General features: G+C 41.8%; 16 protein-coding genes. 10 read left to right on the plus strand and 6 right to left on the minus strand.

Features of this window, described 5'->3' with window-relative positions:
• Positions 1-114: 114 nt before the first annotated feature.
• Positions 115-747 (minus strand): OmpA family protein, encoded by a 633-nt coding sequence (locus tag FTU38_RS06450; protein ID WP_180110807.1) that lies wholly within the window; start codon positions 745-747, stop codon positions 115-117.
• Between the two features lie 247 nt (positions 748-994).
• Between FTU38_RS06450 and FTU38_RS06455 the strand changes: the two genes are divergently transcribed.
• The 6 genes from FTU38_RS06455 (at position 995) to FTU38_RS06480 (ending at position 5,571) form a co-directional block, all read left to right on the plus strand.
• A complete protein-coding gene (locus FTU38_RS06455; RefSeq protein WP_180110808.1) occupies positions 995-1,918 on the plus strand; it encodes an acyltransferase in 924 nt (307 codons plus the stop codon).
• Positions 1,919-1,933: 15 nt separating this feature from the next.
• Entirely contained in the window at positions 1,934-2,998 is a 1,065-nt protein-coding gene (locus FTU38_RS06460) for a preprotein translocase subunit SecA (protein WP_373683471.1), read from the plus strand.
• A gap of 125 nt (positions 2,999-3,123) precedes the next feature.
• On the plus strand, positions 3,124-3,843 hold the full coding sequence (gene minC / locus FTU38_RS06465) for a septum site-determining protein MinC (protein ID WP_078193110.1): 720 nt from the start codon (positions 3,124-3,126) through the stop codon (positions 3,841-3,843).
• A 65-nt stretch (positions 3,844-3,908) separates the two neighbouring features.
• Positions 3,909-4,721, plus strand: a complete 813-nt coding sequence (gene minD / locus FTU38_RS06470) for a septum site-determining protein MinD (RefSeq protein WP_067670152.1) — start codon at positions 3,909-3,911, stop codon at positions 4,719-4,721.
• Positions 4,722-4,723: 2 nt separating this feature from the next.
• On the plus strand, positions 4,724-4,996 hold the full coding sequence (gene minE / locus FTU38_RS06475; protein WP_078190039.1) for a cell division topological specificity factor MinE: 273 nt from the start codon (positions 4,724-4,726) through the stop codon (positions 4,994-4,996).
• A gap of 287 nt (positions 4,997-5,283) precedes the next feature.
• A complete protein-coding gene (locus FTU38_RS06480) occupies positions 5,284-5,571 on the plus strand; it encodes a PA4642 family protein (protein ID WP_067766167.1) in 288 nt (95 codons plus the stop codon).
• Positions 5,572-5,651: 80 nt separating this feature from the next.
• Here the strand turns inward: FTU38_RS06480 and FTU38_RS06485 are convergent, their stop codons facing one another.
• Complete coding sequence (locus FTU38_RS06485; RefSeq protein WP_180110809.1) at positions 5,652-6,554, minus strand: AEC family transporter; 903 nt, start codon at positions 6,552-6,554, stop codon at positions 5,652-5,654.
• A gap of 104 nt (positions 6,555-6,658) precedes the next feature.
• Between FTU38_RS06485 and FTU38_RS06490 the strand changes: the two genes are divergently transcribed.
• Positions 6,659-7,555: a LysR family transcriptional regulator gene (locus FTU38_RS06490; RefSeq protein ID WP_180110825.1), complete on the plus strand. Its 897-nt coding sequence runs from the start codon at positions 6,659-6,661 to the stop codon at positions 7,553-7,555.
• A 43-nt stretch (positions 7,556-7,598) separates the two neighbouring features.
• Here FTU38_RS06490 and FTU38_RS06495 read toward each other — a convergent pair whose 3' ends face one another.
• Positions 7,599-10,712 carry a DNA translocase FtsK 4TM domain-containing protein gene (locus FTU38_RS06495; protein WP_180073193.1) on the minus strand — a complete coding sequence of 1,038 codons (3,114 nt, stop codon included), beginning with the start codon at positions 10,710-10,712 and terminating at the stop codon, positions 7,599-7,601.
• 253 nt (positions 10,713-10,965) lie between these two features.
• Between FTU38_RS06495 and trxB the strand changes: the two genes are divergently transcribed.
• From trxB to FTU38_RS06510, 3 genes are all read left to right on the plus strand, one after another.
• Positions 10,966-11,919 carry a thioredoxin-disulfide reductase gene (gene trxB, locus FTU38_RS06500; protein ID WP_180024006.1) on the plus strand — a complete coding sequence of 318 codons (954 nt, stop codon included), beginning with the start codon at positions 10,966-10,968 and terminating at the stop codon, positions 11,917-11,919.
• Between the two features lie 110 nt (positions 11,920-12,029).
• Positions 12,030-12,788: a leucyl/phenylalanyl-tRNA--protein transferase gene (gene aat, locus FTU38_RS06505; RefSeq protein WP_180110810.1), complete on the plus strand. Its 759-nt coding sequence runs from the start codon at positions 12,030-12,032 to the stop codon at positions 12,786-12,788.
• On the plus strand, positions 12,785-13,600 hold the full coding sequence (locus FTU38_RS06510) for an arginyltransferase (RefSeq protein WP_078190044.1): 816 nt from the start codon (positions 12,785-12,787) through the stop codon (positions 13,598-13,600). The genes aat and FTU38_RS06510 overlap by 4 nt, the downstream gene beginning before the upstream one ends.
• A gap of 85 nt (positions 13,601-13,685) precedes the next feature.
• Here the strand turns inward: FTU38_RS06510 and rimI are convergent, their stop codons facing one another.
• From rimI to tuf, 3 genes are all read right to left on the minus strand, one after another.
• Positions 13,686-14,144, minus strand: coding sequence for a ribosomal protein S18-alanine N-acetyltransferase (gene rimI, locus FTU38_RS06515; RefSeq protein WP_180008207.1), 459 nt, complete (start codon positions 14,142-14,144; stop codon positions 13,686-13,688).
• Positions 14,145-14,261: 117 nt separating this feature from the next.
• Positions 14,262-15,143: a metal-dependent hydrolase gene (locus FTU38_RS06520; RefSeq protein WP_180063871.1), complete on the minus strand. Its 882-nt coding sequence runs from the start codon at positions 15,141-15,143 to the stop codon at positions 14,262-14,264.
• A gap of 218 nt (positions 15,144-15,361) precedes the next feature.
• Positions 15,362-16,552 (minus strand): elongation factor Tu, encoded by a 1,191-nt coding sequence (gene tuf, locus FTU38_RS06525; protein ID WP_180002848.1) that lies wholly within the window; start codon positions 16,550-16,552, stop codon positions 15,362-15,364.
• Between the last annotated feature and the right edge of the window lie 17 nt (positions 16,553-16,569).

Consider the following 16,569-nt stretch of genomic DNA (forward strand, 5'->3'; position numbering starts at 1 on the left):
GGATGATTATAGTCATCTGAAACGATCTTGCCTAATGCAAAATGTATTTTATCGGTCATTAAAAATGCCATAAAAAAAGCCACCCGAGGGTGGCCTTTCGTTTCGAACTAAAACTTATTTAGTTTCGTAAACTGAGATTTCTACGCGACGGTTTTGTTCACGACCTGCAGCAGTTGAGTTATCCGCTACTGGAGAAGTTGAACCGTAACCACGTGCAGTAATACGAGTTGAAGAAATACCTTGAGACGCTAGGTAGTTTTTCACTGAGTTTGCACGGTTTTGAGAAAGTGGGTTGTTGATCGCATCAGAACCTGTGTTATCTGTGTGACCGTGTACAACGATTGCAAGTTTGTTTGCAGTACCGTCTTCACGCAATACTTTAGCAACGTCATTCAACGCAGATTGGAACCGAGATTGAATAGTTGAAGAGTTAGTTGCGAAAGTTACTGATGGCATAACAAGGTTGATCGAACCATCTGGATTACGACCTACGTCAACACCAGTACCAGCCAATTCTTGTTTAAGACGTTGTTCTTTCTTATCAAGAAGAAGACCAGCACCCGCGCCAACTACAGCACCAATTGCTGCTGCTTGACCCATTTTGTCTTTATCAGCATTAGAATAAGCAATACCAGCGCCTAAAAGAGCACCTAAACCAGTACCGATTGCTGCTTTGTCATATTCCATGTTTTGACAACCAGTAAGTGCCATTGCCCCAACTACTGCCGAAATTACTAGTGCACGCATTGCATGCCTCCTTCTTTGTGTTTTGTTGTATGGTTGAAATGATGAAGTAAAACAAATGGCTGAACCATTGATTTTTTGTTAATAATAAAACGTTTAGTTACAATTTGTAATATGAATACGAGATTTATTTGTTAATTCCATCACAATTTCTTCACAGTTCAGCAGATGCCCTTTTTTATTTAATCAACTCGAACTATATTTACTAGAATCAATCATTATTTGGACAATTTCCGCTAGGACTTTTTATATGTCATCTCAAACAAATAAGCAACCGACACTAAAAAAAATTAGCAAAGGACTTACCGTCGGTTCTGTTATGACAGGCAGTACTTTTTTCCATGGTCCTCCTGTTTTAGCCCTTGGTCTGACCAAACTCTTTAAAAAATCAAAAAAGGTTGATGAAACCAACATTAAAATCACCAACAGTTGGCTCACCGTCAATAATTGGCTGATTGACCATGTTCTGCCCAATACCGAATGGGACATTACCATCGATGAAGACCTCGATTTAAATTTGCAGGGTCGTTATCTCATGACCTGTAATCATCAAAGTTGGGTCGATACGACAGTCAACCAATATTTTGGTTTAACCCGTATGCCTCTGACGCGTTTCTTTACCAAATGGGAACTCATTTTCATTCCATTTGTGGGACAAGCTTTTAAAATTTTAGGCTTCCCAATGATGAAACGTCATAGCAAAGAACAAATCGCGAAAAATCCTGAACTTAAATATCGAGATATGGAAGAAGCGCGTAAATCTTGTGAACAGTTATTGAGCCAGCCTTTTACCCTGCTGAACTATTTGGAAGGCACTCGCTTTACCCCTGAAAAGCATGCGCAGCAGCAGTCACCGTATCAAAACCTTCTTAAGCCAAAAGCGGGTGGTTTAGCACTGGCACTCAATATTTTAGGGGATCAAGTTGATGCTCTCGTAGATATGACCATCGTCTATCCAAATGGTGCACCAGGTTATGGCGAATTTTGGCTAGGTGAAGTTCCACGTATCGCCGTGGATTTACGTAAAATTGAAATTCCAACGTGGGTGCATGGCGGCAACTATGAAGATGATGCAGAATTCCGTGAAAAATTTCAGCATTGGGTGGATGAGCTGTGGACGGAGAAAGACCAACTCATTACTCGTATGAAAGCTAAATACTCAGTTACTGAATAATTAAGAAGAAGTTTTATGTCGCAGAACAGCATGCCGCAAAACAAGAAATCTAAATATCATCATGTCAATCCAAACAGTTGGTCATTCAAACTGTTTTTGATTTATGACATATTCATGGTGTTTATTATTGTTTTTAACTTGTTCTGCCTGTGCATGAACTTTTTCCTCATGAGCAATCTTGGCAGTTGGTTCTTTAACAGTATCCACCTGCCCGATGTGCTGAGTTTTTACCGTGAACATTTACATCCATGGGTGATTACTACCGAAGCGTGGTTCATTATCTTTTTGATTGTAGAATTGTTGGTGCGCTGGGCGATTGCCATCATCAACAAGCACCATCAGCGCTGGTTCTTCTTCCCGTTTATACATTGGTACGAAATTTTAGCTATTGTGCCGCATTTACGTTTCCTGCGTTTATTTCGTGCGGGCATTATTGCTTATCGACTGTATGAAATGGGCTATCAAATCGTGCCTTCTGCATGGCAGAAAAAGGCATTGTTCTACTATCGAGTCGTGATGGAAGAACTGTCAGATCGTGTGGTACTTACCGTGTTAGATGGTGTTAAGCATGAGCTCAATACCAGTACAACCCATAAAGACCTAATTAGTAATCTTGTGCAGCATCACCGTGAGATGTTCACCCAAGTTTTAGCTGAGATTTTGCAAGAAAATTTAAGCAAAGAGCTACGTACTGAACGTGAATTGATCGCCAAAAATGTCGGACAAATCGTCAGTCAGGCCATTGAAGATACCCCCGAGCTCACGCAGCTATTGCGCTTAGTGCCAATCGTTGGCAGCCGCATTGAACAGCAGATTCAAAGTATCGGGCAACGTTTGGGTGAAAATATTACCCAAGGTTTAATTTCCCCATTGGCTTATCCCAATACATCTACGGCTCAAAAACCCAATCTATATTTAGACATTTCACAGCGTGTTAGCCGTATTGAAATCGAAAATAATGTCCAGCTGGATGAGTTGGTTCGCTCTGCGGTTTTTGAAAGTCTAGAGGCTATTCGTAAGCAAGTGAAAGTAAAACAGTGGCAGCAGATTATGCAGGAACAGGACCAAGCTACAGAATAAACACTTAGTCAAAAATAATTGCGAACTCCGCTAGAGTATTCATGCAAATTGTTCTAGGATTTGCTCTATTTACAACATAACTACTTCGGCACAAAAGTAATAGTTAGAAGTCTCAAGGATTCAATATGGCTGATATACGGATAAAAGGCAAAATGGTCAATGCGATTCGCATTCACCTCGATACCAATGATCATGATGCGATCCGCCAGCAACTTACTCCAATGTTCCAAAAGGCTTTTCCACCCGGAACATTAGCCGTGATTGAAAGTACGGTTGATCAAGAACTAATTGCACTGATTCAACTACTTATTAGTATTGAAATTCAACCGATTGGTGTCACTGAAGGTCCGCTATCGGACCAAGCACGTGCTATCCAATTTCCCGTAGTTCCTGCGGATCGCAAACTACAACAAGTTAAACCGACACGCGAACAAGTGGTTGAAGAACCCGCACCTGCAGAAGAAAAAACCGAAGATAAAATTGCTGCAGTCGAAGTACCGACCATTCGTCATGCTACGTCGTATCACAATGAAATCTTACGTACAGGTCAATGTTTAGTCCAAGACCATGGCGATATCATTATTAATGCTGGTATTAATAGCGGTTCAGAAGTAATTGCTTCAGGAAATATACATATTTATGGTAGTGCTCGTGGTAGAGTCATTGCCGGAGCTGGTGGGAACACGGCTGCACGTATTTTCTGCCATTCATTAGAAGCTGAATTGGTTTCAATTGCAGGGACTTACTGTGTCGCTGATGACATTCCACCTCATGTGGTCAAACAGCCAGTACATATTTATTTGAATGACCAGCAAGAGCTAGTATTTGAAGCTTTGCAATTTTAATGTATAAATAATCACCAAACCCCTAATTAAAAAAGGGGATTTAAACCATAACAGGAGTGGATTCGGTGGCGAAAATTGTTGTCGTAACATCAGGTAAAGGTGGCGTAGGTAAAACAACTACAAGCGCATCTTTTGCAACAGGTTTAGCCCTTCGCGGCCACAAAACTGTTGTGATCGACTTTGATGTGGGTTTACGTAACCTAGACTTGATCATGGGCTGTGAACGCCGCGTTGTATATGACTTTGTAAACGTATTGAATAACGAAGCTCGATTACAACAAGCGCTTATTCGCGATAAAGATATTGAAAATCTCTACATTTTACCAGCATCTCAAACACGTGATAAAGACGCGTTAACAGATGAAGGTGTAGCACGTGTAATGGACGAACTTTCTCAAGAGTTTGATTACATTATTTGTGATTCACCTGCGGGTATCGAACGTGGTGCAATTTTAGCAATGTATCATGCTGATGAAGCGATCATTGTAACGAACCCAGAAATTTCTTCGGTACGTGACTCTGACCGTATTATTGGTATGCTTGACAGCAAAACCAAAAAAGTAGAACAAAACGAAGGTCGTATCCGTAAGCATCTCTGTATTACACGTTTCAATCCAGAACGTGCGGATAAGCAAGAGATGTTGACGATTGATGACATTTCAAAAGATATTTTACGCGTACCGACTTTAGGTGTTATTCCTGAATGTAAAAGCGTTCTACAAGCATCGAACGAAGGTAAACCAGTGATTCTGTTTACAGAAGAAGCGGCTGGCCAAGCGTATGATGACCTTGTTGCACGTTTCCTTGGTGAAGAGCGCCCTTACCGTCACATTACGGTAAAACCTAAGGGCTGGTTAGCACGTCTATTTGGAGCGTAATCATGGCAGGATTCTGGAGCAAACTTTTTAGCAGCGACGAGAAACCGTCAAGCGCACAAACGGCAAAAGACCGTTTAAAAGTCATCGTGGCATCTGAAAATGGTTTAGGTAAACGTCTTAGCCAAGACAAGATTGACATGATGAAAAAAGAAATCATGCAAGTGGTAAACCGCTATGTTCGTGGTGTAGATGAGCAACACATTCAAATGTCTGTTCGTTCTGAAGCGAATATTGAAATGCTTGAAATGAATATCAATTTGCCTGAAGAACGTTAATCTGAATTCTGATTAGCCAAGTAAATTGAATCAAGGCAAAATGTGAGGCTGGATCAGTAAAGCGCTGCTTTACCCAGCCGCAAGACGAGAAGCTTTGCTTCGAGTGGGTTGGATTAGTTTTATTCCTGTGTTAGATCAAAAGCTTTGCTTCGAGTAAACGGGATAAAAAAAATAACTTTTGATCCAACCATAAAATGAGTCGCTTAACTTAGAGATGGCGAATAAAACCATTTTACTTGCGTACTCATTTTTGCCTTTTTGTATTTTAAACCAGCAAGGAGATTGCGATGGCATTATCTCAGCCAGCAACATTCAACGAAGAATGGTCAGATGAGCGTGTATTTGCCTACCTTACTCAGCTTCCTCCTGAAGGAGTGAATGGCGACTTTCACGTGCTTTACCATGCTTTCAAACATATGCGTCCAAATGACTATGAGCGTCTTTTGACTCAATTCGTTGCCGATGGCCGTGATGTGAACGCAACTAATCCTGAAGGTCAGCGTATTCATGACGTGATTGCTCAATACCCACGTCAGAGCGCAGGTTTCCTCGAAGTATTGGCAAAATTTGCTTAATTTCGAGTACCCAAAAAAGCTCGCATCATGCGGGCTTTTTTTATCTGATTTAAAATCAGCGTTATTGTATTTCAGCATGATTAATGCACGATCAACATGAGCAATGGGAACATCAAGCCAAAACCAATGGTTTGTACACTAATAATCGCCGCCATCAGTTGTGAATCACCTTGATAATAGCGTGTCAAAATATAAGACGATGATGCTGTCGGCAAAGCAAAAAAGACCACTAAAATCATCCGCTCAAAATCAGTCAAACCCATCCACGTACTCAATAGATAAGCAATACATGGCATTAACATGAGACGCCCTATCGTATTTAAACTTAAACGACGTAGATCGGCGCGCATTTGCTGAAACTGTAATGCTGCCCCAACAGAAAGTAGTCCGAGCGGTAAACTCATGGCTGCCAAGATTTTTAATAGTTCAGGTAAGCCTTCAAACAGACTCAAGCCTGATAAATTAAACAATACCCCTGCAACACAGCCTAAAATTAAGGGATTTTTTGCGATGGACTGACAGGTCTGCCCCAATTGCTTCACACTTAAATTTGAAAACGCCAAGACTGAAATAATATTCACTAAGGGGACGGCAACGGCAATTAACATGGCAAACATCTGCATGCCTGTGGAGCCAAATAAAGCACCCATGAGCGACAAACCAATATAGGTATTAAAACGAATATGACTTTGGATATACACGCCAAAACGCTGCACGGGGATATGCATAAACTGCTTGATCCCCCACAACACGATGCTGATCAAGCAGGTGCCCGCAACCAGTACTGTCAACATTCGTGAAACAGTGTTCATATCCAATTGCACGGCTGATACATTCAAAAATAGCAGCACAGGAAATAAAACGTAGTAATTGAGTTTTTCTGAATTTGCCCAAAATTCATTCTGAACAAACTGTGTATATTTAAGCACATAGCCCATCGCGATTAATGCAACGAGGGGAAACAATGCGACGACGATATTCATGCTGTACGCCTTGAAATAAAGTAGCTATTTCATCTTTAACCATTTATGTAGCACAATATAATCCTCATCTAGACTCATAACAAAATGAGTAATTACTCATGGCAATGACATTTTCTCAGCTTGAAATTTTTATTAAAGTCGCAGAACAACAAAGCCTTACTCTCGCTGCTCGACAGCTGGGAATTACTCAGTCAGCTGTCTCTCATACCCTAAAGTGTTTAGAGCAACATTGGAATGTCAGCTTATTTAGCCGTGAACAAGGCGAAATTAGCCTGACTCATATTGGTCAGCAGTTATTACTGCATGCCAAAGAAATCATCAATACGGCACAAATCATGCAACAAGAAGTGCATGCCGCACATGGTATTCAACAAGGAACGTTGAGAATTGGCTCTTTTGGTTCTTCTAGTTCGATTCATCTGCTTCCAGAGCTATTAAAGGCATATAGAGAGCGCTATCCGCACATTGAGATCTATGTCGAAGAAGGTACCGATGCAGAAGTGTCTCGTTGGATTTCTGAACGTCAGATTGATGTGGGTTTTGCCGTACTCCCTAAGCCGCAGCTGTTCACCTTCCCCTTAATTCAAGACATTTTCATTGCCTTGATTCCAGATAGTTATTCAGTTTCCAAACACAGTCATTTAAATATCCAAGACCTGCAAAATTACCCCTTTATTATGACCCGTGCGGGCAGCCAGTCCCATGTCGAAAAACTGCTTAAACAACACCACATACAACCTAAAATCACCTATCAAATGTCGCAACTGTTAACCATTTTAAATATGGTAAATTTACAGGAAGGGATTGCTATCGTTGCAGATATGGCGATGCCTGCTGAGCTGTTGACATTGCATCCACATGTGGTCAAACGTCCACTCTTTCCAAATACCCAACGGCAAATTGGACTCGCCGTAAAAAATCAAAAACTCATGAGCCCTGCCTGCAAAGCCTTTATCGAATTGGCCCAGTCCATGTTCTACCAAGATGAGTTCTCAATCTAAAAATAAAAAAAAACCTGCCGAAGCAGGTTTTTTGTTTTAGGACTTAGACCAAGATATCTCGTTTGCCATTTGGCCCCATCCCACTGACGATGCCATTTTCTTCCATCTGATCAATAATCCGTGCTGCACGGTTATAGCCGAGACTGAATTTACGCTGTAAAGATGAGGTCGATGCTTTACGTGTTTCCAAAACGAAACTAACACATTGATCATACAGCGCATCACGGTCTGATCCACCATCACCATCTTCAAAACCGCGAGATGTCGGCTCTTCATCATAAGGCGTGAGGATTTCATCGACATAATTCGGTTCACCGCGCTCACGCCATGCATCACAAATACGGTTCACTTCATCGTCTGAAATAAACGCGCCATGTACCCGTTCAGGTTCAATTTTCCCCGGTCCGAGGAATAACATATCACCATGGCCCAGTAAGTCTTCCGCACCACCAGCGTCTAAGATAGTACGTGAATCCAGTTTACTGTTCACACGTAGCGCAGCACGCGTTGGAATATTGGCTTTGATCAAACCTGTCACTACATCTACGGTTGGACGCTGAGTCGCCAACAGCAAATGAATCCCTGCTGCACGTGATTTTTGTGCAAGACGGGTAATCATTTCTTCAGCTTTTTTACCCACTTGCATGATCATGTCGGCAAATTCGTCGGCAACAATTACGATCAACGGCATAGGCTGTAAACGTGGCGCACGACTTTGCGTTGCTGAGTCATCTGGCTTCCAAGTTGGATCAATGAGATCTTCACCATTAGCCATTGCTTCTTCAATTTTGCGGTTAAAGTCAGTCAGCTTACGTACTTTCATCAAAGACATCAGCTTATAACGACGCTCCATTTCATTCACACACCAGTTCAATGCACTCACCGCATCTTTCATGTCAGTTACAACAGGCGTTAACAAATGTGGAATATCGTTATAGTTGGCAAGTTCCAACTGTTTCGGGTCAATCATAATGAGACGCAGTTGCTCAGGTGTGTATTTCAACAACATCGACAACAACATGGCATTGACTGCGACTGACTTACCAGAACCCGTAGTACCTGCCACCAACATATGCGGCGCTTTCGCCAAATCGGCCAAGACAGGATTACCTGAAATATCTTTACCCATCGCCATACTAAGTAAGGCATTTGGATCACGGTAAGCAGGAGTTTCTAACAGCTCAATAAGACGAACCATTTCACGTGAACTATTTGGGACTTCAATCCCGATATACGGTTTACCCGGAATGACTTCCACCACACGTACAGAGGCCATAGACATCGAACGTGCCAAGTCACGTGAAATATTGGTCACTTTCGACGCTTTCACACCAGGTGCTAAATCAAGTTCAAAACGTGTTACGACTGGTCCCGGCTGTGCCTCTACAACTTTGGCTTTGACATTAAACTCTTGCAGTTTAATTTCTAAAAGTTCAGACAAGCGAGACAATTGCTCTGCAGTGAAATTGACTTTCTTGTTCGGATCAACCGGATCTAAGATTTCCAAGCCCGGCAAAGTCGGTAAATCCAAGCGTTTTTGTGCCACTTGCATCGCACGTGACATTGGACGACCAGAGGCATCGGTTAAAGGAGCATCAAAGTCAAAATCATCTTCGAGATCTAAATCGATGTCTTCAGGTTTGCCCGCCGTTTCTTGCCACACTTCACGGAAAGCATCTTTATTCGAGCTGATTAAGGCTTTTTCATCATCAGATACAAAAGTCTGCGGCTGCGTATTGATTTCAGCACGAACCAAAGGCGTAGATTGCGCGTAACTACTGGTTGTACGAACCGGCTGCGCCTGTTCTATCGCTCGCTCTGCTTCTTCAACCAGCAAATCATCAAGATCATTAAATTCGGTTTCAGCACTGATATTTTTCGGTGTGGTCAGCGGTGTAATCTGTGCAGCAGCTACACCTAAACCTGCAACTGTGGCAGCAGCACCTGTAGCAAATTCATTTGAATGCGTTGTTGGACTTTCATTTTGCGCTGTATTAAATGGGCTATGCACATCCGTCGCTGTTTTACTATTCGGGACAGCCGCTAACAGCTCATCGAAGATTTCATCATCATCCCAATCCACTGATTTTTTAGCAGGTTGCACCGCTTCTGTCGGAGAATTCGAATGCACATCTGCTGTTTTGTTGAAATATTCAGTTTGATTGGCAGGCTGCTCTTCTTCCGCAGCTTTGAGTAAAGCATCAATATCTTGTTTATGCCTTTGGTCATCATTTGAATGCAAGGCACGCCAAACCTCTCCTGTCGCAACAACACGTTGTTGATCTTGCTCAAACTGACGCACTTTCGCCAAAGTATGTTCAAAATCATCATCGGATGGTGTAGCAGTCTCCATCGAATCTACCGTAGATAAATGCTGTACATTGCCTTCTTTTTCTGCCCATTCTTTATCAGCAATATCATCAAATAAACGCTCAGCAACACGATCGCGTACTACAGGGTCAACCTCTACAGCATGATGCTCATGGGCGGGTGTAACTGGTGCAACCACTTTTGATGCATGCGCAGCAGCACTCTCTTTTTTAGTCGTTGGTACTGTACGGTCAAATGCGGTGTCGCCTTCAGGCACATTGCGATAGAACAAATCTTGCAGATAAGCTGGTGTCGATTTCATGGTTGCCCATGTCTTATTCCACTTGATGCCAAAGGCCAAAGTGAACAACATGATCCAAAATGCAATAAGAAATATTGCTGCACCATAGACCGTTAAAATTTGTTCAAGACTTTGACCCAGTTCATAACCAATAATCCCGCCCGATGCATTTTCTAAAGTATCTTCAGGGACATTCCAAAATAGGAAAAGTAAACTTGAAGTTGCCAGTAAAATAAAGAACTGAGCGGCATAACGAAATGGACGGTTTAAAAAACTACGTGGCCACCACACTTGAATTGCTTCGAGAAATAAATAGACAGGTATCAGCAGACTTGCCCAACCTAAAAATCCATAGAGTAAATCAGCGATCCATGCACCTGCGACGCCGCTGGCATTTGAAACTTGCTGAGTATCACTGGATAAATGCATCCATCCCGGATCAAATGGCGTATATGTGACTGTTGCAAGGAACAGATATATCCCAAATGAAACAAGGAATAAAGTCATTATTAAGCGCTGTGCATATGCACCCGACACCGCTGTCATATACGTTCCTGTAACCAATTCTTCATGAATGTTTTTGTCATTACCCACAACAAAAATGGGCTGAATCTAAACCTGTTATTATGCACCTGTTCAATAAAAAAGATGCAAGATAATTTAAGTATAGTTGTTAACTTTATTCTATATAGCTCAAAACGATTTCGATGATCAATAATATCGACTTTAATCTCACACAATCGTTTCAAACTTTGACGTATAATTCCACAAATTATCATATAAAAAAAGGATTCTACGGATGAGCGCTCGTCACTCACGTCTAATTATTTTAGGTTCTGGTCCTGCAGGTTATAGCGCTGCGGTATACGCTGCCCGTGCGAACCTGAAACCGACACTCATCGCAGGTATTCAATTAGGCGGTCAATTGACTACAACGACAGAAGTAGACAACTGGCCAGGTGGTGCAGAAGGTTTAACAGGCCCTGCCCTAATGGAACAAATGCAAGCTCATGCTGAACGTTTTGGTACAGAAATTGTGTATGACCATATCAACGAAGTGGACCTCAATGTTCGTCCGTTCGTGCTTAAAGGCGATATGGAAGAGTTTACTTGTGATGCATTGATTATTTGTACAGGTGCAACTGCACAATATTTAGGTCTTGAATCAGAAGCTGCTTTCATGGGTCAAGGCGTAAGCGCATGTGCAACATGTGATGGCTTCTTTTATAAAAATCAAAAAGTCATGGTTGTCGGCGGTGGTAATACTGCTGTGGAAGAAGCGCTGTATCTTTCAAACATTGCTTCTCATGTCACTCTTGTACACCGTCGTGACACTTTACGTTCAGAGAAAATCCTTCAAGATCATCTTTTTGCAAAAGAAAAAGAAGGTAAAATCAGTATTATCTGGAATCACCAAGTGGATGAAGTTATTGGCGATAACACCGGTGTGACTTCTGTACGTATTAAATCTACGCAAGATGATTCAACTCAAAACGTTGATGTCACTGGTATGTTCGTGGCGATTGGTCACAAACCAAATAGCGGTATTTTTGAAGGTCAATTGAACTTACGTGATGGCTACATCCAAGTTCAAAGTGGCACCGCAGGCAACGCAACACAAACGTCTATTCCAGGCGTATTTGCTGCGGGTGATATTGCCGATAGTATCTACCGTCAAGCGATTACTTCTGCAGGTTCAGGCTGTATGGCTGCACTCGATGCTGAAAAATACCTTGATGCACTCGGCGAATAATCTTTTGCTTAAGTCATTTGCTTAGCTAAATAGTTTTAAAAATTAGTCGACCTGATGGTCGGCTTTTTTATGTATGATAAAAATCCGTATACCTCAATAAGAAGCTTGGCATGCCGATACTCCCTCCTTCTGAATTTACTTTCCCCGATCCTGTTGAATGCGATCCCGAAGGTGAAGGCTTAATTTGCATCGGTGCTGACCTCTCTCCTTCCACATTGTTTGAAGCCTATAGCCATGGTCTTTTCCCGTGGTTTAGTGAAGGTGATCCGATTTGTTGGTGGTGTCCTGAACCCCGCTGCATTATTCGACCGCAGGACTATCGTCCGAGCAAATCCTTATTACGCACAATGAAAAAAATGGACTATAAGATCACCATTAATCGTGCGTTTGAAACTGTGATTCTCTCATGTTCACTGCCACGTAGTTATGCCAATGAAACATGGATTTCAGAAGATATCATTCAGGGATATTCTGCGCTATTTGAAGCAGGCTATGCTTATAGCATTGAAGTTTGGGAAAATGAGACTGTTGTCGGAGGCCTCTATGGCGTCAATATTGGCCATGGCTGCTTTGGTGAGTCTATGTTCAGTACACGAACAGATGTCTCTAAAATGGCATTTTACACCTTAATGCTTATTGGGGAAGAGAATCAGTTGCCATGGATTGATTGCCAATTAGTCAACGATCATCTCTTAAGTTTAGGTGCGAGTACACTTTCTCGCCAACAATACCTTAATTCGTTACAAGATGTTGTTAAACAACCATCAATCGATTGGAAAAAGTATCAGGACAGTGTATTTTCAAGTAAAACAATAGCGCAATGGGCGAGTCTCAGCGCGCATGACAATAAAAGAGGGATATTACGATGAATTCCTATCAACCAAAGTCCCTGTTGAACGAATTACAGTACTACATCACGCCTCCGCATGATTGTAGCTACTTAGAAAATAAATCTGCTCGAATGGTCTTTTTGGACCCGGTCCATCGTATTGATGTGGTCACATTATCTGAACTTTCCCGCATGGGTTTTCGTCGTAGTGGTGATTTTGTCTATCGCCCTGAATGTCATCTTTGTCGCCAATGTTTGTCCTCTCGCGTTCCTGTTCATGAATTTCAAATGAACAGCGTGCAAAAAAAAGCGTGGAAACGGAATCAAGATTTAACGGTGAAAATTAGCCGCCCTCAAGATGCCGATGCAAAGCATTATGCGCTGTACGAACGCTACATTAATGAGCGGCATGCTGATGGTGATATGTACCCACCTAGCCAAGATCAATTTGAAAAATTTTTAATTAATAGCTGCACTGACAGCTTCTTTTTAGAGCTATGGTTGGATGAGCAACTGATCAGTGTATCTACCTGTGATCCACTCGATGATGGTATTTCAGCGGTATATACCTTTTTTGATCCTGATGAAAGCCGTCGCTCACTAGGTACTTTTGCCATTCTGAAACAAATCGAGCACGCACAAAAGCTTGGACTGCAATATGTCTACTTGGGCTATTGGGTGCCAGATTCGCAAAAAATGAATTATAAATCTCAGTACATTCCACTGGAACTTCTGCTTGATGGACAATGGCGTCGACTCAACCGACCACTGACTCAAGAAGAAATCAGCCAACTGGGGGATTCCCTGATGACCACCCTACCTTCCGGTTGGAACAATCCTATTATTAAATAAACGGGATCAAACAAAAGATATTCAATAAAAAAGCATCCGTTTATTCACGAATGCTTACTTTAAATCTGATTACGCTTCACCGCTTTTATTTAAATAAAGCTGCAAAATCATCACTACAAGCCTTCACCATAATAATGGCGTGCTCACGAGTTCCATCGGCATTTGGATAATAATTCTTTCGCAAATCGATTTGGTGAAAATCAGCTTTTTCATATAAACGGATTGCAGGTTGATTACCTTCACGAACTTCCAAGAAGATTTGAATGGGATTATTTTTGAGTAAGGCTATAGATTCATCGAGTAATTGAAAACCTAATCCTTTGCCTTGCTGGCTCGGATCGATCGCCATTAACAATAAATTTGCTTCATCTAAAACGGGTTGTAAAATGCAAAATCCAACAACTTTTCCTTGTCGCTCAATCACCGTACTTTGATAGGCAGCAATCGATTCTTGAAATTGTTTTAAGGTCCAAGGATGGCTTTGTACGCGGCGCTCGATATCGTAAACCTGCTGTACATCAGCGTCTTGCATCAAACGAATCATCTTCGTTTATCTTTCTATAGCTAGGGTATGCGCATTATAAAAAGTTTGCTTCTAAAGTTGAATAAAAAAAAGAGCGATTTACATCGCCCTTCTCAAAAAGTCACCACAGCGCTGTGATTAGAGACCCAAATATGCTTTCCACGTTTTTAACAAACCTGAAGTATCTAAATCATTCGGGTGAAAACCTGGTTTAAAATACATCAGCATTTCTTTACCCATACCAGTGATGATGCCTTTTGAAGGGCTATAACCATAGGTATAAATATCTTTTAATGCTTCAAAATTAAGCTTGTTATCTTCTTTTAATAAACGAGCAACAAAGTAGCTTTGTACGAAGAATAAAGTCACCATTGCGCCAATCAATGAACCTGTACGGAGTGCGTAGGCCTTAATTCCCTGACCAAAGACACCTTCAAAAACATCATAAGCCACGGCTTTATGTTCATTTTCTTCAATCGCATGCCACAACCACATATTTTTCATGGTTTCATCTGTCATTAAGGCTTGAATATGTGGGTTAACCAATAACTGTGAAGCGATGGTTGCAGTGAAATGCTCAAGTGCCGTAGTTGCGGTTAGATCCACCATTTCTTGAGTGATACCAACAGGTTTACCAATACGTGCAAAGACTTTGCGCACGCCTTGGATAACTCGACCCGTTGCCTTATCAAGCGTTTCGACATCATGACCGTATTTTTGTGCAGAAGCATTGAAGCCTTCATGCTCTTGCGTATGCATGGCTTCCTGACCAATAAAAGCACTAATTTCTTTTTGCAGGGCTTCATTATTTGCGATTGCTGGGTGTTTACGTACGGCACGCACACTATCAATAAAGAACATTTCACCAGCTGGAAATAAAGCAGATAATGCGGTCATAAAATGTGTCAAACCAGCTGAGCCGTTCATCCAATACTCTGGTACTGCATCAAATTCAAAATTCATGCGACGTACAGGGAAACTTGCACCTGCTCGATTAGTAATCTTTACTTTAGCGTTCATGCCTAACTCCTTTTTGAGTTATTAAATACTCAAACTTTTTATTGGTTTTCTTGAGTTCATATTACGGTTTTATTTAATTGTTATTATTTCAGTTAAGGACAGTGAATTATCACTAAAGGACAGCTTTAAAAAAATATTGTCAGACAATTTCCCTATCACATTGAATAAGCATAAAAAAAAGCGCCTCAAAGAGGCGCTTTTTTACACACATTTAGTGATTATGCAGTTACTTTAGAAACTACACCCGCACCAACTGTACGACCACCTTCACGGATCGCGAAGCGTAAGCCAGCGTCCATTGCGATTGGGTGGATTAATTCTACTGACATTTCTACGTTGTCACCAGGCATAACCATTTCTACGCCTTCTTTAAGCGCGATCGCACCAGTTACGTCAGTTGTACGGAAGTAGAACTGTGGACGGTAACCGTTAAGGAATGGAGTATGACGGCCACCTTCGTCTTTAGAAAGTACGTATACTTCTGCGTCGAATTTAGTATGCGGTTTGATTGTACCTGGTTTAGCAAGTACTTGACCACGTTGAACATCTTCACGTTTAGTACCACGTAGAAGAACACCACAGTTCTCGCCCGCACGACCTTCGTCAAGAAGTTTACGGAACATTTCTACGCCAGTTACAGTTGTTTTAACTGTATCTTTAATACCAACGATTTCAACTTCTTCGCCTACTTTCACGATACCAGTTTCAACACGGCCAGTTACTACTGTACCACGACCTGAAATTGAGAATACGTCTTCGATTGGCATAAGGAATGCTTGGTCGATAGCACGTTCTGGTTCTGGGATGTAAGAGTCAAGAGCTTCAACAAGAGCAACTACAGCATCTTCGCCGTATTGACCAGCTTCACCATTAAGCGCTGCAAGAGCAGAACCACGGATTACTGGAGTGTCGTCGCCTGGGAAGTCATAAGTAGAAAGAAGTTCACGAACTTCCATTTCTACTAATTCAAGAAGCTCTTCGTCGTCAACAAGGTCGCATTTGTTTAGGAATACAACGATGTAAGGTACACCTACCTGACGAGAAAGAAGGATGTGTTCACGAGTTTGTGGCATTGGACCATCAGTCGCAGCACATACAAGGATCGCACCATCCATTTGCGCAGCACCAGTAATCATGTTTTTAACATAATCGGCGTGACCTGGGCAGTCTACGTGAGCGTAGTGACGGATTGGAGAATCGTATTCTACGTGTGAAGTATTAATTGTAATACCACGTGCTTTTTCTTCTGGTGCAGAGTCGATTGCAGCGTAATCTTTCGCTTCACCACCGAATTTTTTTGCACATACAGTTGCAATTGCAGCTGTTAAAGTAGTTTTACCGTGGTCGACGTGACCAATTGTACCCACGTTAACGTGTGGCTTATTACGTTCGAACTTAGCCTTAGCCATGAGATCTTCCTTTTTAA

The organism is Acinetobacter sp. YH12098, assembly GCF_013419235.1.
GTDB lineage: Bacteria > Pseudomonadota > Gammaproteobacteria > Pseudomonadales > Moraxellaceae > Acinetobacter > Acinetobacter amyesii.